Below are 19449 nucleotides of genomic sequence, written 5' to 3'. Positions count from 1 at the left end.
GGGCGGAGCCCGTGGCGCGGGGCGGTCCCGTGCGCAAGCGCGCGCATGTGTCGGGTGCCGCGCGCGGAAAACTTTTGCGCCCGGCAAGCCGGCGGCTGCGCCGTCCCTGACCCGGGCAGATTCGGAAACCAGGCATTCGGCCATGCCCCCACACTCACGTGGTGGCCTTGGAACCGAACACTGGAGACCAGACATGGCTTACGACACTGCAAACACCTACGAGACCATCGAACTTTTCGGACTGACTGAAAAGGACGCGCAGCTGCCGATCCCGGAGGATCACGTTCTGACCGACCACATCGTCCGCGAGAGCTTCGAGGCTTTGCTCGGCCAGCTGCGCGGGACCGGGCTTGAAGCAGAAATCGAACCGCTGGCCCATGGGCTCGCGACGATCCTGCAGCGCCGCAAGGTGGCACTCGGCAAGGAGGTCGACCGCACCGCCGACAAGATCGGCGCGCTGGCAAAATCCCACGACGGATCGGAAATCGCCGAGACCGCGCTCGAAGAGGCGCAGGCGCGCTTTGTGCAACTGCGCGAGATTGTGAGCGCCATCGAGGTGATGAGCGAGGCGGCGGCGGAATGCTACGAGATCGAGACGGGCCACGCCTACATCCCGGCAGCCGGATCGCGCGCAAGCGTCCGGGCGAAAGAGACCGGGGCGGTCTTCGAGGCGCGGCAGCTGCTGGAGCAGCACGACCGCGAGACTGCCGAGAAGTCGAAAGTCGAGGGGGTGCCCCTGATCGTCTCAGGCGCCACCGACTGGACCGATTTTGATGTGATCTTCAACACGCTCGACAAGGTTCGCGAACGGATCAAGCAGAACCGCAACCAGGAGATCTTCCTCTGCCACAAGGGTGGCAAGCACGGGGCGGAGATGATTGCGGCCCGGTGGGCCCGGGCACGCGGGGTCGCGCAGGCGCGCTTCGATCCGCGCTGGTCCGCGCACGGGCGGGCGGCACCGTTCAAGTGCAACGACGAAATGCTGGACGACAAGTTCGCGGCGACGGGGGTTGTTCTCTTCGGCGGCAACGGGGTCGCGCTGAACCTCGGGCAGAAGGCGGAAGCGAAAGGCCTGACGGTCATGCGGGTTGCGGACCCGGCGAAGAAGACTGCGCAGGATTGAAGAGAGGGGGTCGCGCTTGGCGCGGCCCTTTCGTCATGTCTCATGGCGCGTGCGATTGGTCATGCGTGATCGGCAGTCTGCGGCGGCCAGCACCGTTATCCCTCTACCCGGTCCGTCAGCGTGCGGCCCATCCGCATCGGTACGGGCTGGCGATGGTGCGCACCTCACGCACATCGTCTGCGGGGCAAGACGCGAGGGGTCGAGACATCGCATTTGAGGCTGAAGACCAGCACGACCCTCGGAGGGTGTTTCGGAACATCGCATCCACGCGGGCGGGCTCCGTCAGTACCCCGGCCAGGATCGGCGGGACGAGGACGCGGATGCTGGCTGCGGCGTGATGGCAAGGGTCATCCGGGTCTCTCCTTTTTGCTCATAGATGTGGATCGCACGGGGTCGGCCCGTCCGTGCCCTCAGCTCACGCTTCGGCAAGCACAAATACGGCTTCCACGGCTGGCCGCGGACCCTCCGCATTTGCGCTTGCGACCGGGCCTCTTGCCCCGTGCCGGGTGATCCCCATCGCAACAAGGAGTAACCCAAATGACCAACCACTACGTCGCCACCGTCCCCGTCAAGTTCACCGATACCGATGGCCAGGAGCGCACCCGTTTTCAGCGAGTGGGTGCGATGTTCCGCAACACCCGCAACGGGGACGGCTCGGAGTTCTTCAGCCTCAAGCTCGACTTCCCGGTCGCGGTCTCGGAGCTGGTGATGTTCCCACCGAGCGCGAAAGATCCCCAGGACTAAATCCTCTGACGAGGATGGGCCGCCCCAGGACGATCTTGGGGCGGCCCGATCCCTGTTCCAGGGATGCCGGTCCCTGCGCGTTCAACGGACGCACTCCGCCCGGAATGACCAGGCCGCGACAGACCGGCCCGTCAGCCTCAAGGGGGCCATCCACAAAAACCTATCGGCCAGGGCCTCCCGGTTTTTGCGGCAGAGATTTGGGGACCCAAATCTGGCCCTCCTTGACCCTGCCTGTCCGCCCTGTCGGTGGGGTTTGCGCCCGCCCGCGGTTCCGTCCGAACACATGCGTGTTCGGCCAGAGCCTCGGGCGGGGCTGGCGGACGGGACCCCTAGGACAGGTGTCGCTTGGTGGTGAGGGCGGCAGAGCCGCGTCCCTGCGGGCCGCGGGGGAAGCGGACACCAAGGCTGCCTGAGCCTGAGTACGACGTAAGTATATAATTGACAGCTTGGTATATTATCGTAAGGTGGAAGCAGCCTTGGTGGAAGGTGGCAGGAAATAGGGGGTCTTTCTTCGCATGTCTCGCTCAAAACGCCTCATCGATGCGGAGCGTATGGAGATCGTTCGCGAAGCTGCGGAAGGCGTTTCCACTTCAGTGCTGGCGGAACGGTTTGGCGTGTCGGTGCGGGCGATCCAGTACACGCTCAAAGCCGATGCCGAGCGCCAGACGGATGCTGCGATCCCGGTTTCCGCCGTTAGTGTGAAGGTGACGGCCGCGGAGCTTGAAGCCTTCGACGCGGTGTTGGCGAAGGCGGGGATCGAGAGCCGGGCTGAGGGGCTGCGGCGGCTCATTCAGGCGGCAGGCGGCGTGTTTGTCCCGGACGCGCAGATGACAGCAGAGATGGCGCGCTACCGCACCTCGCTGCACGAGGTCGGCAATGGGGTCGCGCAGATTGCCAAGCAGATGACGCAGGCCAATCGGCGGGGGCAGGGGGCCGTGGGGGGCACGAGTGCCGAGTTCACCGAATTGCGCCTCGCGCAGATGCGCGGGCTGGCGCGGTTCATCCTGGATTCTGCTGACGAGATCGATCTGCTTCTGCGCCGCCGTCGGGACGCAATGCAGCTGCAGGCCACGGCCGCGCTGAGGGAGTTTGCCCATGCGGCTGAATGATGCTGTCCATGCCGTCACGGGCGAGGTCTTTCGGGATGGCTGGAGCCGCGTCCGGGGCTCGATGCAGGGGCTGCACGTGGCCAAGCAGACCCAGCTTGCGCGCGCGGCAGCAGGCCACCGGCCAGCGGTCTTCAAGGCGATCAGAGGCGGGGGCACGCACACGAAATCGCAGCTCGCAAACCAGCTCGATTACCTCACGACCAAGTCCACCCATATCGTGGACAGTAGCGGGTTCCTGGATGGCAAGGCGAAGCTCGAGGCGGGCGACATCAAGGATCTGACCGAGCGCTTTGCCAAGCGGTGGGATGCGGGCTTCAAGCCGAAGCTTGGGCAGACCACCCATATGCTCATGTCCTTCCCCATCGGCACGCGCGGGGAGGATGTGCGCGACATCGCGACGGATGTGGCCGAGCGGTTCTTCCAGACCGACGCGGGGCATTTCGACTACATCATCGCGGTGCATGAGGACCGCGATCACCCCCATGCGCATCTGGTGCTGAACCGCCGCTCGCAAGAAGGCGAGTTCTTCTTCCTCGGCCGCAATCACCGCTTCAACTATGACGACTTCCGCCTCGCCATGGTCGAGGAGGCCGAGAAGTATGGCGTGCGGCTGGAAGCCACGCGCCGGGTGGATCGCGGGGTTGTGCATTACCCAGCCCCTACCCGCGAGGTCTACGCCGCGAAAGAAGAGGGTCGCGCGCCCCGCGAGCGCGAACGCGTGGGGCAGGACCTGACCCGGACGCTGGCGGAGATCGCCAACACCAGAACCGTCTACCATTCGCTTGCCGCGGAGGCCTCCCGGGAGGCCCGCGAGGATATTGCCGCGGCACTCTTCGGCGCGGGCGAGGTGCTGGCGCGCGGCGGGCAGGTGGACCGAACAGGAGATGTGTATATGGCCGAGGATCAGAGTTTCGAGGATCTCAGAAGCCTCTATGCGGAGAAGCTGGCGCGGGTGCAGGGCATGATCGCCGAGAAGTCCGACACGGAACGTCCCGTGCTGGAAAAACGTCTCATCGAGATCCAGACGCAGGTCCAGCACATGCAGCCTCTCGGTTTGCGATCATCCACGCTTTCAGAGACCCCCTCGGAGGGCGGGATCTATTCCGAAGCCAATATTGACGCCAGCCAGCGCGAGCGACTGGCCGAGCCCGACCTGAGATCGCGCATTGACGCGGCACTACGGGGCACCGGGATCAGCACATCGGAAGTGGTGGCCCGGATCGAGACGGGCGCCTCAAATGCAGCGCTCGAGCATCAATGGATTGCCAATGATCTCGCCAAGGTGGCCGAGGCGCGGGATCTGAACCTTGAACGCCGCGCTGATCTGGAACAGGCGCGCGACGTTCTCAACGATGTGCATGTCGCGCTTGGCACGCTGCTGGAACGGGAGAACGTGCTGCGCCGGGATGGTGTCATGGAAGCGGAAGCGGTCAGCGAGCGGTTCCATTATCATGAGGGCGCGGTGCGGGCGATGGAAGGAACAATCCGTCAGGAGATGCGCGCAGAGGGCCTGACAGCGCAGCAGATCGAGGACCGGGATTGGGAGGTTGTCTCAAAGGCGGAGCGCCGGATCGAGACGGAGCAGCGCGCGTATCTCGAGGCACACCCGGATCTGCTCGCACGCCCTGGCGATGTGATTGACCGGTCTGAGCCTTACAGGGAGACCATCACCGATGCGGCCCGCGCCAGCGAGATCACCCGCGAGGTCGACCGGATCATGGAGGGACGCGACGTCCGCACGCCCGTTGCAGATGCTGTCACGGATGAATTCAGGGAGCGCTATCCGGACATGCCGTCCCACCTCGCCCGCGGGCTCGGCGCGACCTATGCGGCTGTCGTCGAGATCCGGGACACGGAGGCCATCAATCAGGTCCGCCGCGAAACCGAGATGCGCGACGGGCTTGGGGTTGGCACGCGCGACGACATCCTCGCAGCCGGCGGGGAAAGTTCGGCGCAGTCTGACCGTACCGACCGCCTCGCAGATGAGATTGCGCGTGTCCTGGACCATGAACGGGCGGGGGAGTTGTCCGCGCCCTTTGAGACCGAGGCGGAGCGGGACGCGTTCCGCGGCGAGATCGCGCGGGTGCTGGACGTTCGCCAACTCGACCGGCTCACATCCGGCGATGCCGATGCGCTGGAAAAGGTTCTCGAGGACCGCCTCGACCGGCTCTATGTCGCCAAGGTCTATCTGCAATCCGATGCCGCGACGGCCAACACGGAGGCCTTGCGCCAGGTGGTCGATGATCTCGCCGATACCGAATATGAAAAACACCGCGCGACAGACGTGGATGGCGAGACCGAGCGGGGACAGGTCCATTGAGCGCGCCCATGGGAAAGGCGCGGATCGCGACCGGTGTCTTGTTGGTAACGCTGGTGACCGCCGCCATGGGCTATACGATCGCCTCGGCGGTGCTGACCTACCAGGATCTCGGCTTCGAGGCCGAGATCGACTTTGCCTATATCGCGCAGAACTATCTGGCGATCCTGGACCGCCGCCCGGAGGACGCGCAACTTATTCACCTGATCATCGGCAGCTTCGCTGCCGCCGGCCTCATGCTGAGCCTCGCCCTCTCCGGGTCCGCCCTGACACGCTTTGGCCAGACCCATTGGCAGACCGCGCGCGAGATGAAGGCCAACGGCTTCTTCGGGCCACCCGGCACCGGCTTCATCCTCGGCAAATTGGGCCCCCCGAATTCCTGCGCGAAATACATCTGCTCGAAAACCTTCCCCCACGCGCTGATCGTAGCGCCCACAGGCCGCGGCAAAACCACGGGCTTTGTCATTCCGAACCTGCTGACCTGGCAAGGTTCTGCCGTAACCCTCGATGTGAAGGGCGAATGCTTTGAGGCCACGGCCCGGCACCGCGCGGCGCAGGGCGACAAGGTTTATCGCTTCGCGCCGACCGACTGGGAGGGCAAGCGCACGCATCGCTACAACCCGCTCCTGCGCATCTTCGAGCTGACCGACCCCGCCCGCCAGCAGATGGAATTGCAGCTCCTGGCGAGGTATTGCCAAGTTGTTGACTGGGTTTGCTAAAGGTATGTGGACCCCATGAATATTCCAATTGATTTGCCACGCCTGAAGGGGTTTCGTTATCCTCGTGAGATTATTGGTTACGCTGTTTGGGCGTACCATCGGTTAGCTCTGAGCACGGCTGATGTTGAAGACCTGTTGGCCGCGCGGGGCGTGATTGTCAGCCGAGAAGCGATCCGGCTTTGGGTCAATCGCTTTGGTCAACACTTTGCAAATTGCATTCGCCGGGATCGACCACGGCCGAACGATAAGTGGCACATGGATGAAGTCGTGATCACGATCCGTGGCAAGAAACACTGGCTGTGGTGTGCGATCGACGCGGATGGAGACGTCCTCGAAATTCTCGTGCAAACACGCCGCAATGCCAAAGCAGCAAAGCGCTTTTTCCAAAGATTGGTTTCACAGTTTGGCGAGCCGAGGGTGGTCATTACTGACAAATTGCGCAGCTATATCAAGCCGGTCAAAGCACTGGCCCCGAACGCTGACCATCGCGCGCACAAGGGCTTGAATAACGCGATCGAAGTGTCGCACCGGCCGACACGTAAACGAGAGAAGATCTTCGGCAAATTCAAATCCCACCGGCAGGCACAGAGGTTTCTGGCCGCACATGACCAGATCAACTTGCTCTTCCGTCCCCGCCGATATCAACTGAACGCAACTTCATACCGCCACGCCCGCTCCGATGCTTTCAGCCTCTGGGCAGATTACACCGCGGAAATGGTGGCATGATCCTGCCTTTGCCAAGCTTCGCAAGCTGATGCCAACAACTTGGCAATACCCTTCCATGAGATAGCAGTCGGCCAAGAGTAAAGTCGCATAATGAAGTTTATGTTAATAATTGAACAAACGGCGCAGAGGGTTTATTATGTAAAATTGGGATACTTGAATGGTGTTTTTGGCGACTGAGCCTCAGGGGTCATGGTGAAGTGAGACTTGGCCCGGCGCTGTTACTTTGACGCATCGCGAATGCGAACACCCATAGCCCCGCAAGCACCAGACTTAACAATGCGTTCCAACTGGCCATCGACAAAGTTAGAAATTCCCATGCCACCTGATCGCACATGACTAAGTTAGATGCCCCATCGGTAGACAAAAGGTCCTCGGCCGACATTGAGCTCATGTCGAGCCCGGATCCCGTACAGGACGTAGGCCCTTCCCACCAATCCCGTTCGACACCCGTGTGGAAGACGCCGAGTGCCGCAGTCGTTGCCGCAGAAGCTGCGCCGATGAGCAAGAGTGGAATTATCGGTAGCCCCATCGTCAAAAGCAGACCCATGCCGATTGCAACTACATGCGGATACCGCTGCCAAATGCACATCGCGCAGGGTGCATAGCCCAAAGCCTGAAACACGAAAGCTGCAAAGAGCAAAGCCGCCGACCCAGCAGCCGCGAGAAGACCAATTTGTTTTCCCGAATAGCTCAAGCTTTAATCCGTTCATGACAGCAATATCGCCAGAGGCTGAAGATGCATTTGCACTCAACCTCCGATCGCTTGACTATCTCCGCAATGCTATGTTTTCACGAATAATATTGTATCGGTTTGTAAAGTTGACGCGTCGCAAGTTGAGACGGTATGATTGACCGCCAATGCGACCCCAATTTACGGCTGAGGATGGACACCAAGAAGCGATCAACGCTATTGACGATCGGTGCGATCTTAGCGGGTTACACTGCCCTCCGTACGGTGCCCTCTTTGCTGCCCGAAAGGCTCGAACTCGTTCCGCTCGACACTCCGATTGGTTTTCGAAAATATGTGGCGGGAGAGACTTCAGGCGGATTTGACCCATTCGTAGGTTTGGGCAACGTTGACAGTGCTGAGGCGACAGCACGGAAAGCCGCGGCCCTGAAGAGGGTTTCCGAAGATATTTGTGGTGCGCTCTATGGGGGTCTTGAAACGACTGCATCGAAGATTCCGATGGCCTCGTTCTCAGATTATTACTGTCCTTTCTGCCGAGTGCAAACCAAACGTCTGGCGGATATGTCACAAGAGATGGATGACGAGGTTGTGGTCGCATGGCATGAGCTTCCGTTGCTCGGAGATAGCTCGAACCTGGCCGCCAAAGCCGCGTTAGCGGCAAAACGACAAGGGGCCTACGTCGCGTTCCATGAGAGGTTGATGAAGAGCCCATTTCAAGCAACGCCCGAGTATCTCCGTCGACTTTCGGATGATCTTGGTGTTGATGGCACCCAATTGGTTGCCGACATGGAAAGCGCCGAGATTGCCCAAGAACTGGAAAATAGTGCGGCTCTTGCCCGGGTCTTTGCCTTTGTAGGCACACCTGCGCTTGTGATTGGTCGTACCGTCGTTCAAGGCCAGATCAGCGACAAAATGATCGGACAGATCGTCGAACTGGAACGCGAAGAAGGTTGGGGCGTGGTATGTGTTTCAGTGTAGAGCCTAATTGGATTTGCCATGCCCGTCTCCTTCGGGGCCTTAGGAACTGTCGCAAAAATTCCGCCGCCAATAGGTTGGCCCAGGGATCTGCGCCTGCTTTTGAGCAACAACGACGAAAGCGCCCCAAATGATGTTGCGAGCCCCGTGGTGTCTTGTTTTGGCGTTGATGGCGTGTCTCTGGGCATCCATGAGCGTCGCAGCGTCAACTGATACTTACGAGAACACGGCGATTTCAGCGCGGCTTATCTCTGTCGAAAATGGCGTTGCGACGAATTCCGGAACTTTGTCACTCGGCCTCGACATCAAGCTGGCCGAGGGCTGGAAAGCCTATTGGCGCTCACCCGGCGAGGTCGGTCTGCCGCCTGAAATCTCGTGGGATGGATCGACAAACCTGGCGACGGCACAGATACTCTGGCCTGCGCCTGAGCGTTTCACAGCATTCGGGATCGAGAATTTCGGGTACAACAAACGTGTTGTCCTTCCCATCCAGGCGGTTCTTGAAACAGCCGGACAGGCGGTCGAGCTTCAGGCGGGAGTCACGCTGTTAACCTGCTCGACCGTGTGCGTGCCCCATGATTTCAACCTCGCTCTGACGATCCCGGCTGGCGCTGGAATTGATGCGGCCTCCGCTGCGCTTATCTCCGAGTTTGCCGAACGGGTGCCGCTTGGTCCCGATGCGGCTGACATCGAGGTCGAGACGGCTGTAATCGCCGATGGCGCGCTCTACGTCACAGCGCGCAGTGCAAACGCCTTTGTGAACCCGGACGTATTCCCGGAAATGGGACCGACATTTACCTTCGGAAAGCCGGACATCCGAACGAATAGCGCGGGAACGGAACTTTGGGCGAAATTGCCCCTCTTGGCCAGTGAAGAACAATTGCCACTGTTGCAAGTTACGGTGACAGACGGGTCACGCGCCGTGACGGCCATGCCTGAGTGGTCAAATACCGTCCCGGATGCGCCTTTCGAGCTTGTGGCGAACCTGCCTGATCTGGCGCAGATACTGGCGATCGCCGCCTTTGCTTTCCTCGGTGGTTTGATCCTGAATGTCATGCCCTGCGTTCTGCCCGTCCTGTCCATCAAACTGACATCGGTTCTCAATCATGGAGACAAACCATCACACGAGGTTCGGAACGGATTCCTGATGTCGGCGCTTGGCGTGCTGGTGTTCATGTGGGTGCTGTCCGCTGGAATTTTGGTCTTGCAGTCCGTCGGGATCACGGTGGGATGGGGTCTGCAATTCCAAAACCCTGTTTTCCTGACAATCATGTTTCTGGTCCTGACTGTCTTTGCCGCCAATCTGTTCGGGATATTCGAGATTTCGCTGCCTTCCGGGTTACAGTCGCGGCTGGCCAGATCAAGCGTTCGGGACGGTTACATCGGGGATTTCGCGACGGGTGCCTTTGCTGCGGTACTGGCAACGCCCTGTTCAGCCCCCTTCCTTGGGACGGCGGTGGCCTTTGCCCTGTCCGGTCGCCCAATTGATGTCATCATCGTGTTCACGGCTTTGGGCCTTGGGCTGTCCCTGCCCTATCTGCTGTTTGCCTGGAAGCCCGGCATGGTCCGACTGTTGCCCAAGCCCGGCCGATGGATGCTTGTCGTTAAGTGGGTGCTTGCCGGTCTTTTGGCTGGCACCGCGATCTGGCTGCTCTGGGTCCTGATGGGCGTGTCGGGTGTCCGGGTTGCCGTCTCGGTTCTGGTACTTGCAGTGCTCTTCGTTCTCTTTGCCACTATCCGGCTGCCGGGGAGATATACGCGAACTGCCGCGCTGGCTGCCGTTGCCGTCCTCAGCCTTGCACTTCCGGGTACCTTGACCCCCCCGCCAACGATAAAAGAGATTGGTCAGGATTGGGTCACATTCGACCGCTCCGAAATCCCAAGACTGATCTCTCAGGGCCAGACGGTCTTTGTCGACGTCACCGCAGATTGGTGCCTGACCTGCAAGGCAAACAAGACGCTGGTGCTGGACCGAGTGCCGGTCGTTGACCGATTGCGAGACGAAAAAGTCGTCGCAATGCAGGCCGACTGGACGCGGCCCAATCCCGATATTTCGCGATATCTGGAGGCTCACAACAGGTTTGGGATACCCTTCAACATCGTCTATGGGCCGAATGCACCAGACGGGATCATATTGTCCGAAGTCCTGACATCTGACGCTGTTCTAAACGCATTGGACGCCGCCGCGCTCGCCACAGACAAATAAGGTCAGGATCCTTTGGCGAGGTCCTCCAGTATTGGACAATCTGGCCGATAATCGCCTTGGCACGCGTCAACGAGGTGCGATAGCGTCTGTCGCATTGACTTGAGTTGCGCGATTTTTCTGTCAATGGCCGTAAGATGCTCTTTCGCGACCGATTTTACTTGCGCGCTTTCGCGGGATTCATCTTCGTAGAGGTCGAGAAGCGTGCGGCAGTCTTCAATCGAAAAACCCAGTGTTCGGGCACGGCCCAGGAACGCCAGCTTGTGAATGTCGCTCTCCCGAAAGGCGCGGTACCCGTTATCGCTGCGCAGAGGTCGAACAAGACCAATATCCTCGTAGTAGCGGATTGTCTTTGGTGGCAAGCCCGCGCGTTCTGATACTTCCCCGATATTCACCTTGTTCTCCTATTCTGCTGGCTGCGTTGTGAGTTTCGTTGCGGGTTGCTGGGGCGCGTCACCTTCTGCCATCGTCGGTTTGATACGGCGCAGACGAAGCGCATTGCTCAGAACCGATACCGAAGACAGCGCCATGGCCCCGGCGGCAAAGATGGGTGACAACAGCAGCCCAAAGGCGGGATAGAGTGCGCCCGCTGCGACCGGAATCAACGCCACATTGTATCCAAAGGCCCATATGAGGTTCTGCCGGATGTTGCGCATGGTCGTGCGAGCCACTTCAATGGCGTTCACCACGCCGCGCAAATCCCCGGACATCAACACCACGTCGGCACTTTCAATGGCCACATCCGTGCCGGTTCCGATGGCGATGCCGACATCGGCATGGGCCAGCGCTGGTGCGTCGTTGATGCCATCGCCGACAAAGGCGATCTTGCGATTGCCCTGCTTCAGTTCCTGGAGCGCTGCAACTTTTCCATCTGGCAGCACCCCGGCCACAACGTGGTCGATCCCGACCTCGCGGGCAATCGCGTCTGCTGTGGCCTTCTTGTCGCCAGTGATCATGGCGACTTTGATCCCGCGATCATGCAGGGCACGGATGACATCGGCGCTGGACGATTTCACCGGGTCAGAAACAGCAATCACTGCCGCAAGGGATCCATCAACGGCGGCAAAGAGCGCGGTACGTCCCTTGTCAGCCAATGCCCGTTCCCGATCTTCCAACGGGCCAATGTCGATGCCCCGTTGCGCCATGAAGCGATCGGCGCCAACAAGTACTTTGCGGCCCTGGACCAGAGCTTCGACGCCGTAGCCCGTCACGGAACGGAACTCCGTAGCATCCGGCCAGGACACGCCTTCGTTTTCCGCAGACTGCACAATGGCTTCGGCCACGGGATGCTCGGATTGCGCTTCGACAGATGCGATGAGGGCGAGTGTCTCTGCACGATCAAAGCCATCAGTCGTAATGAGATCGGTCAGGCTTGGCTGACCGTGTGTGACGGTTCCCGTCTTGTCGAGCGCAACAATATCAACTTCATCCAGATGTTGCAGCGCATCCCCTTTGCGGAAGAAAACCCCCATTTCGGCCGCGCGGCCCGTGCCCACCATGATTGAGGTAGGCGTGGCCAATCCCATGGCACAAGGGCACGCAATGATCAAAACAGACACGCCTGCGACCAGGGCAAAGGTCAGGGCCGGATCAGGACCAACCAGAAGCCAGACAGCCACGGTCACGAGCGCCAGAACCAGAACGGCCGGTACGAACCACATGGTGACACGATCGACAAACCCCTGGATCGGCAGCTTCGCGCCCTGCGCTTCTTCCACCATACGAATGATCTGGGCGAGCGTGGTATCGGCCCCGACCCGAGTGGCCGCGATGGTCAGGCTACCGGTGCCGTTCACGGTGCCGCCGGTCACTGGATTGCCCGCCGTTTTCGGAACGGCAAGGGGTTCGCCAGTGATCATGCTTTCATCGACATTGCTTGACCCGTCTGTCACGTCGCCATCGACGGGCACCATTTCACCGGGACGCACTAGGACCAGATCCCCGATCCGCAGTGCCTCGATCTCGACCTCGCTGGCCTTTCCGTTGCGCAGAACCCGCGCCGTCCTTGCCTGCAAGCCCAAAAGCGCCTGTATGGCGGCACCGGTCTTACCCTTTGCGCGGGCTTCCAGAAAGCGCCCCAGCAGGATAAGCACGACAATGACCGCAGCCGCTTCGAAATAAACGGCTCGAACGCCGTCGGGCAGCAGGTCGGGCAAAAACGTCGCCACGACTGAATAGCTCCATGCCGCACCTGTGCCGAGTGCGACAAGGCTGTTCATATCCGGAACACGTCTGAGCAGCGCCGGAATGCCTTTTGCAAAAAAGCCCCAACCCGGTCCAAACAGAACCACCGTCGCAAGCGCGAACTGGATCAACCAAGAAGTCTGGATGCCGATTGTACGCTCAATCAACTCCTCAAAGCCCGGGATCGTGTGTTTGCCCATTTCCAGAATGAACACCGGAACGGTCAGAATAGCGGCAAACACGACGCGGCGCGCCAGGGCCTTTGCCTCGTCGGCCTTGCGTTCTGATCGGCTGACCTGCGCATCTGTATCTGCAACTTCGGCAGGGTATCCTGCAGCCGTGCTAGACTCGGCGATTTCTTTAGGTGCGATGACATCTGGCAGATAGCTGACAGCCGCCGTTTCGGCAGCGAGATTGACCGCCACGTCTAAAATACCCGGCGCGGCCTTTAGGGCCTGTTCAACCTGACCCACACAGGATGCGCAGGACATCGCCCCCACATTCAACGTGACCCGGGCCGTTCTGGCCGGATAGCCAGCAGCTGACAGGGCCTCGATTGCGGCACCTGTGGCGGCAGGAAAATCACTTTGGAACCGCGCCGTCTCATTGGCAAGGTTCACGCTTGCGCCCGAAACACCAGGCACATCATTCAGGGCATTTTCGACCCGTCCGACACATGACGCACAGCTCATGCCGGTGATTGAAAGCTGTATGGAACTGGAACCTGTCATCAAAGCATCCTCTACCAAGTCGCTTTCAATCTAAGGCTTCCAGTTGCGGGAAGCTCAAGAGGGGAACTGAATTTTTTTGCGGTCAAAAGTGTCTTGACCTTCCCGCCAGTGGAATCAGCAACAGTCAGGTCGCGTTGCAAATGGAGACCCTCATGATTTTTTCCGTCCCGAAAATGACCTGTGAACACTGCACATCCGCCATCGAAAGCGGTATCAAGGCGAAAGACCCATCGGGCGTCATTGCGACCGATCTGGACCTTTGCCTCGTCACTGTCCAAAGCACATTGGAACAAGCCGCCGTGCGGCAACCCATCGTTGACGCAGGCTACGACGCTTCAGCCGCGTAGGCTTGTCCTTATTCGGCGGCCCGGGCCTGATCGACAAGTTCAATCATCTGGTCCGCCTGAATCAGACCCGGCGCAAGACTGTCGCCGATCACGAATGAAGGTGTGCCACTGAACCCCAGCGACTGCGCAAGCCGCATGGAAGTTTGAATGTGCTCTTCAATTTCCGGTGCGGTCATGTCGCGACGCAGCTGTGCAACATCGAGGCCGATGTCTTCCGCAACGCGAATAATCGTGGCTTCCTCAGCGCGTTGCTTTAACTGCATCATCGCCCAGTGGAATTCTTCATACTTGCCCTGATTGCGCGAAGCCAATGCCGCGCGGGCGGCAAACACCGAACCCTCCCCCAAAATCGGCCACTCTCGATACACGACCCTGACGTTGGGATCGGCGGCAAGCAGTGCCTCCATTTCAGGTTTGACCCTACGGCAATATGGGCAGTTGTAATCGAAGAATTCCACAACCGTGACATCGCCCTCCGGATTGCCCAGAACAGGTGCGTTTGGATCATTTTCAAGCGTGGCTTTTTCAGTATCGAGAACCTCCGCTGCGGCTTGCGCCTGCAAAGCTTGTTGCTGCTCTTCGAACAATTGGGCGGCCTCGAATACAATGCCCGGATTTTCGCGGATGGCTTCCAGCACAAGTTCCTTGATCCGGTTTTCGTCAAGGCCGTCTGCCATCGCAGCTATGGGAAGCATCACAAGTGCAGCGGTGGCTAAAAATCTCTTCATTACCCGTCTCCTTTTGACGCTATGTCCTGTGCCGTTCGATCGGCCTGCGCGGCGCGTTCACGCTCCGGCCAGATTGATTTGATGTATGCGAGGATGTTCCAGATGTCCTCGTCGCTCAGTTGTTCGCCGAAACCCGGCATGCCGCTGTTGAATTCAATGCCTTGCGCGGCGAGCGTCGCCTGGCCCCCTTGCTTGGTGTAGGTAAAAAGCATGCTGTCAGGATGATGCCATGTATGTCCGGTCGCGTCGTGCGGAGGAGCTGGCAGGCTTCCATCTTCGCGCGGCGTGCGCCAGTCTTCCTCGCCCTCTAGGTTTGCACCATGGCACGCGGCGCAGTTTTCCGCGTAAAGGATCTCACCTGCGGCTATGTCGACCGGGCCGGCGCTCGCGGAGTTTGACGAAAGGGGCGCGTCGCCGATTTCAGTCCAAAGGAAGGCCGCAACCGCCGCGACACCCGCAAGTCCAAGCCCGAGATATGCAGATCGGGTCATCATCCAACAACGATCTTGGTCATCATGCCCGAGGCCGCATGTGACAACATATGGCAATGCAGCAGCCACTGGCCAGGATTGTCCGCCACGAACGCGACTTCACGCGTCTCTCCGCGTTCAAGGAGCGTGGTATCACGTAGTGGTCCGAGCGTGCCATCCTCTGCCACTTCATGAAAGTGCATACCATGCAGGTGCATGGCATGTGGGAAAACCGTATCGTTCACCATCTTCAAACGCACATTCTGCCCTCGGTCCAATCGCGCGAAAGGTTCGCCGTCGATACCGTCAACCTTCCCGTTGAACGACCAGAAATACCCGGCTTGAACAAGCTCGCCCATCGGCTTGATTTCCCCACCAAGAGAAGCGGAACTCAAACGGCCCATCGCGCCCCCTTCCATACTCAGACTGAGCGTTGTGGCGTCCTGCAGATCAACCATTGCGTGGTCATTCGGAGGCAGGGCCGCGGGCGCATCCCTGCGGTTTACGGTGCCACCTTCCTCGACCTCGAAAGCGACCTGGCTAAAAGTCTCTTCGCGACCAACCTGAACGATATGGGCCGTTTCTCCGACGTTCGCCGTTACATCGACGATTAGGTCAATACGTTGGGCCGGTGCAAGGGTCATGGTGTCAGTTACTTTAATTGGTGCAGTCAACGGCATCCCATCAAGGGCGACCATCCACCCGTCGAGGCCATCGAGGCTCAACTGGAAATTGCGCGCGTTGGAGGCATTGACGAGCCGCAGACGCAGGCGTTCATTCCTGCGCGCAGACAAAGCGAGATTAAAAGTCCCGTTGGTCGTAATCAGGTTTCCGAGCCTTCCCGCGTGGCTGAGATCACGAGGCGCACCAAAGTCATTCTGGATCTGGGCGGTTTCGGGATTGATGCGCCAATCATCAAGTATCAAAATCTCCTCCCGATCGATATCGAGGGCCTCCGCTTCTTCAACGATCAGGGCGCCATAGAGTCCCCTGGCCACCTGTTCCAACGAACGGTTATGCGCGTGATACCAGTAGGTGCCAGCGTCCGGGACAATAAAGTCATAGTCGAAGGCATCCCCTGGCTGGACGGCATCCTGCGTCAGGCCCGAAACGCCATCCATGGCGTTGTCGATCCGGATTCCGTGCCAGTGCGTTGAAGTTCCTTGGGAAAACCGGTTGACTAATCTGCGCTGCACCCGACCACCTTGGGCGACACGGATTTCCGGGCCCGGTGAACTCCCGTCAAAGCACCAAAGCGAAGTTTTGCCATAGTCACCAGGCAGCAACTGCACGTCGCTCTCTTGTGCAATCAGGTTGGTTGGCGGCGTATTCGCGAAACCAGCAGACGCCGATATCCCGGCAAATGCGCTGGACGTAGCGAGAAATTGTCGGCGATTGAGCGTGATCATCAGTTGATTTCCAGTACTATATATCGTTGTCCATAAGGTAGATGGCCATCGCGGTCAGGTCTGCATCGCTTAGGAAGCTCGTTCCATAGCGTACAACTTCGGCCATTGATCCGCCAAAAACATCACCCGAAGGCGTGATGCCAGATCGCAATGCATAAGCCAGATCGTCTACTGTCCAACCTTCTGACAAAAGATCGCCGGAACGGATCGATGGGGCCTTGCCGCCTCCAGGCAGGGCATCGTTGCCCGAAAACCGTTCAGCCACAATGCGTGCACCTACAACGTTCCGCGTCGTATGACAGGCAGAGCAATGTGCGGCACCGTTAACCAGCAGCTTGCCTCGGTTCCAGACGTCGCTTTTGTCGGCTTCGGGTGCCGTAAAGGGTTCCGTCAAAAACGCCGCTCTCCAAAGCTTCATCCCCCATCGTTGATCGAACGGAAAAGGGACGTCGTGGGCTGGCGCTGGCACGTTCACGGCTGGCACGGTCTGGAATGCGGCCCACAGGTCAGCAATATCCTGATCCGTGAAATTTGCATAAAACGGATACGTAAAGGTCGGATAATATGGATCGCCGTCAGGAGAGATACCCTGCCTCACTGCTTTTGCGAAGTCTGCCACGGTCCAGTTTCCCATTCCATGTTCCGCGTCGGTTGTAAGATTTGGCGGGTAAAAGGTGCCAAAGTCTGTCTTGAGAGGAGCACCCCCGGCCAGCGGGGCACCTCCGGATTCAAAGTTGGTGTGGCACGCGATACAACCGCTGGCCCGTGCCAAATACGATCCCCGGTCAATATCCCCGGCCAGACTTATCTCTGTAACGGCTGCTCCGATCGGCCAGGCTATCGTTGCCGCGACAACGCCGATCCCGCCGACGCCCACCGCGCCAATAATCCAACGCCCCCAACGCACTTGCTTACTCGTCTTCTTTGCGGAATTTCTGATGACAGGCCGAACATGTCTGAGCAACCATTGTGAACGCCGCGTCTGCGGGCATGTTGGCAAACATCTCGCCCGTCATGACCTGGTTCGATTCCATCATACCTCCACCCATCATGGAGGAAGCGCCACCGCCCATCATCCCGCCGGTTGTACCGCCCATCATTGATCCACTGTCGTTGCTTTGTGCTGTGGCCAGCCCATTGCCTGCGCTCAACTTCAATCCTTCTGCGGCTGTTTTCAGGTCTTCCGCGAGGGCCGCGAACTGTTCGCTGTCTTCCCACACTGACGGCAACGCTTTGGACACGCCCCCACCCGACCCCTCGGGAAACAGCCGTGCCATCTGTTCACCCGAATGCCCGACCATTGCGTCTGCCTCACGACGTACCAGATCGGCATCGTATGGAACTTGACCCCGCATCATCGGGGTGAGTGTCTTGATGGATTCTCCCATCGCAGACATGCCTTGCATGCGCTCGAGGACAACACCCGTTGCCCCAGTATGCGCCCAAGCCGCGACGCCGATCGTCGCAATGACCGTGGATGTGATCCAAACCTTTATTCGCATTTCCAGCACTCCATTAGTTGATCCCGTTTGCACGCTGCAGTTCCCGCACATATGCAACAGCCATTTTCACGCCGCTGTTTATGAAGCTTTCGACCGGCTGCAACTGCTGCCAGATCACAGGCGCCCCCCGACAACCAGGACCGCCGCGATGAAAATGCCGGATCTCGCCATCAGATTAGCTTGACTTGAGTGCCAACTGGCGTCTGGTCATACACTTCGATGATTTGTTCGTTAAACAGACCAATGCAGCCGTTTGATGAGCGCCGCCCGATCTTGCGTGTATCGTTTGTCCCGTGGATTCTGTAATACTGCCATGTCAAATGCATGGCCCGGATGCCCAAAGGGTTTTCCGGTCCGGGGGGCACATAGGATGGCAGAGTGGGGTCTCTTTCAAGCATGGACGGTGTTGGCGCCCAGTCCGGCTCTGGATCCTTGAAGACGATTTCGGTGTATCCGCGCCGCGTCAGCTCGTCTGTCATCGGCACGGACGTTGGATATATACGCATTTCGCCGTCTGCCGTCCAATGCTGCAGAACACGTGAGACCGTATCCGAAATGATGATGCCATTTCCGAGCCGATCAAAGTGATCCTGCCAAGCATGCGTTCGGAACGAAGACATGTTGCGCCGAACCGGAGCTTGTTCTTGAGCGCCCAGAATAGAAGGCGCTGCGAATGCTGCCGCCCCTACCCCGGTAGAGAATGAGCGACGTGTCAAAACTGTTTGTTTTTGGATCATGGAACTAACCTCGATTAGGGTACCTGCTTCCGCGTTAGATTACCCAATCGCATGGTTTCCCTGAATAGCTGGGCGGTTGGTTTTTTGTAACTATATGTATCGCTACCAAGGCTCTGCGAGCGTTTTTTGCTGTTCTCAAGCGGCGATAGGTTTGAGCACAACACGCGTCTGGAGCGGGACTTGCTCGTAAAGCTCGACAATTTGGTTGTTCGTGAGCCTCGCGCAACCGTTCGAGACGCGTCGACCGATCGTCTTCGGGTCCGTGGTTCCGTGAAGCCTTAGGTATGTGTCTCCTCGACCCGGTTGAAAGAGGTACAACGCTCTTGCACCCAGTGGATTTTTTAGTCCCCCAGGAACACCGCCGGCAAAACGAAGATATCGGCCGGGCTCTCTGCTTATCATTGCAGGTGTCGGCGTCCAGCGCGGCCACTTTTGCTTGCGCGCGACATAGAACTCGCCGGATTCATAGAGGCCTTCCCTGCCAATTCCGACCGTGTACCTGATCGCCCGATGGTTCGGTAAAGTCCAAAACAACGCGAACTGGTTCGGATCGACATGTATTTCTCCCGGCTTCCCAGCCTCGGAATACTCAACTTCGCGCGGCAAATGCTCAGGAGGCACGACAGATGGTCCGATGCGGCGATCATGCTCTGCGTCACTATGTGCAAATGCTGTTTTTACGCACACCGAAAGAGCAACAACAGACGTCAGAAAATGTCTTCGTTTCATATACGTAC

General features: G+C 59.1%; 18 protein-coding genes and 1 pseudogene. 9 read left to right on the top strand and 10 right to left on the bottom strand.

Going from position 1 to position 19449, the window contains the following annotated elements:
* Positions 1-193: 193 nt before the first annotated feature.
* From AB9K37_RS16160 to AB9K37_RS16135, 6 genes and pseudogenes are all read left to right on the top strand, one after another.
* A complete protein-coding gene (locus AB9K37_RS16160; protein WP_369840708.1) occupies positions 194-1123 on the top strand; it encodes a DUF2493 domain-containing protein in 930 nt (309 codons plus the stop codon).
* A 537-nt stretch (positions 1124-1660) separates the two neighbouring features.
* Positions 1661-1867 carry a hypothetical protein gene (locus tag AB9K37_RS16155; protein ID WP_007120662.1) on the top strand — a complete coding sequence of 69 codons (207 nt, stop codon included), beginning with the start codon at positions 1661-1663 and terminating at the stop codon, positions 1865-1867.
* Between the two features lie 515 nt (positions 1868-2382).
* The gene (locus tag AB9K37_RS16150; protein ID WP_369840706.1) at positions 2383-2976 is read left to right on the top strand and encodes a helix-turn-helix domain-containing protein; all 594 of its coding nucleotides are present in this window, start codon (positions 2383-2385) and stop codon (positions 2974-2976) included.
* Positions 2963-5296, top strand: coding sequence for a relaxase/mobilization nuclease domain-containing protein (locus AB9K37_RS16145; RefSeq protein ID WP_369840704.1), 2334 nt, complete (start codon positions 2963-2965; stop codon positions 5294-5296). Before AB9K37_RS16150 ends, AB9K37_RS16145 begins: the two co-directional genes overlap by 14 nt.
* 8 nt (positions 5297-5304) lie before the next feature.
* Positions 5305-5979: pseudogene (locus tag AB9K37_RS16140) on the top strand (type IV secretory system conjugative DNA transfer family protein); the annotation flags it as partial.
* 48 nt (positions 5980-6027) lie between these two features.
* Positions 6028-6738, top strand: a complete 711-nt coding sequence (locus AB9K37_RS16135) for an IS6 family transposase (protein WP_369840702.1) — start codon at positions 6028-6030, stop codon at positions 6736-6738.
* A 187-nt stretch (positions 6739-6925) separates the two neighbouring features.
* Here the strand turns inward: AB9K37_RS16135 and AB9K37_RS16130 are convergent, their stop codons facing one another.
* Positions 6926-7432: a disulfide bond formation protein B gene (locus tag AB9K37_RS16130; protein ID WP_058314090.1), complete on the bottom strand. Its 507-nt coding sequence runs from the start codon at positions 7430-7432 to the stop codon at positions 6926-6928.
* A 150-nt stretch (positions 7433-7582) separates the two neighbouring features.
* On the opposite strand from AB9K37_RS16130, the gene AB9K37_RS16125 reads away from it, so the two are divergent.
* Positions 7583-8404, top strand: coding sequence for a DsbA family protein (locus tag AB9K37_RS16125; RefSeq protein ID WP_245812289.1), 822 nt, complete (start codon positions 7583-7585; stop codon positions 8402-8404).
* Positions 8405-8591: 187 nt separating this feature from the next.
* A complete protein-coding gene (locus AB9K37_RS16120) occupies positions 8592-10607 on the top strand; it encodes a protein-disulfide reductase DsbD (RefSeq protein WP_084649624.1) in 2016 nt (671 codons plus the stop codon).
* Positions 10608-10609: 2 nt separating this feature from the next.
* On the opposite strand, the gene cueR is transcribed toward AB9K37_RS16120, so the two are convergent.
* Positions 10610-10999: a Cu(I)-responsive transcriptional regulator gene (cueR, locus tag AB9K37_RS16115; RefSeq protein WP_072629805.1), complete on the bottom strand. Its 390-nt coding sequence runs from the start codon at positions 10997-10999 to the stop codon at positions 10610-10612.
* A gap of 9 nt (positions 11000-11008) precedes the next feature.
* The gene (locus AB9K37_RS16110; RefSeq protein WP_369840698.1) at positions 11009-13519 is read right to left on the bottom strand and encodes a heavy metal translocating P-type ATPase; all 2511 of its coding nucleotides are present in this window, start codon (positions 13517-13519) and stop codon (positions 11009-11011) included.
* A 152-nt stretch (positions 13520-13671) separates the two neighbouring features.
* Between AB9K37_RS16110 and AB9K37_RS16105 the strand changes: the two genes are divergently transcribed.
* Complete coding sequence (locus AB9K37_RS16105; RefSeq protein WP_072629807.1) at positions 13672-13866, top strand: heavy-metal-associated domain-containing protein; 195 nt, start codon at positions 13672-13674, stop codon at positions 13864-13866.
* 8 nt (positions 13867-13874) lie between these two features.
* On the opposite strand, the gene AB9K37_RS16100 is transcribed toward AB9K37_RS16105, so the two are convergent.
* From AB9K37_RS16100 to AB9K37_RS16070, 7 genes are all read right to left on the bottom strand, one after another.
* Positions 13875-14594, bottom strand: a complete 720-nt coding sequence (locus tag AB9K37_RS16100; RefSeq protein ID WP_072629808.1) for a DsbA family protein — start codon at positions 14592-14594, stop codon at positions 13875-13877.
* Positions 14594-15088 carry a c-type cytochrome gene (locus AB9K37_RS16095; protein WP_072629809.1) on the bottom strand — a complete coding sequence of 165 codons (495 nt, stop codon included), beginning with the start codon at positions 15086-15088 and terminating at the stop codon, positions 14594-14596. The genes AB9K37_RS16100 and AB9K37_RS16095 overlap by 1 nt, the downstream gene beginning before the upstream one ends.
* Positions 15085-16473 (bottom strand): multicopper oxidase family protein, encoded by a 1389-nt coding sequence (locus AB9K37_RS16090; protein WP_072629810.1) that lies wholly within the window; start codon positions 16471-16473, stop codon positions 15085-15087. Before AB9K37_RS16090 ends, AB9K37_RS16095 begins: the two co-directional genes overlap by 4 nt.
* Before the next feature lie 16 nt (positions 16474-16489).
* The gene (locus AB9K37_RS16085) at positions 16490-17380 is read right to left on the bottom strand and encodes a cytochrome c (RefSeq protein ID WP_084649620.1); all 891 of its coding nucleotides are present in this window, start codon (positions 17378-17380) and stop codon (positions 16490-16492) included.
* A gap of 4 nt (positions 17381-17384) precedes the next feature.
* The gene (locus tag AB9K37_RS16080; RefSeq protein ID WP_072629811.1) at positions 17385-17975 is read right to left on the bottom strand and encodes a cytochrome c; all 591 of its coding nucleotides are present in this window, start codon (positions 17973-17975) and stop codon (positions 17385-17387) included.
* Positions 17976-18145: 170 nt separating this feature from the next.
* The gene (locus AB9K37_RS16075; protein ID WP_114293399.1) at positions 18146-18712 is read right to left on the bottom strand and encodes a L,D-transpeptidase; all 567 of its coding nucleotides are present in this window, start codon (positions 18710-18712) and stop codon (positions 18146-18148) included.
* A 135-nt stretch (positions 18713-18847) separates the two neighbouring features.
* Positions 18848-19441, bottom strand: coding sequence for a L,D-transpeptidase (locus tag AB9K37_RS16070; protein ID WP_114293400.1), 594 nt, complete (start codon positions 19439-19441; stop codon positions 18848-18850).
* Between the last annotated feature and the right edge of the window lie 8 nt (positions 19442-19449).

The sequence above is a fragment of the Donghicola sp. XS_ASV15 genome, assembly GCF_041224595.1.
GTDB lineage: Bacteria > Pseudomonadota > Alphaproteobacteria > Rhodobacterales > Rhodobacteraceae > Donghicola.
Note: the sequence above shows the minus strand (reverse complement) of the source record. Positions and strands in the feature narration are given on the sequence as shown.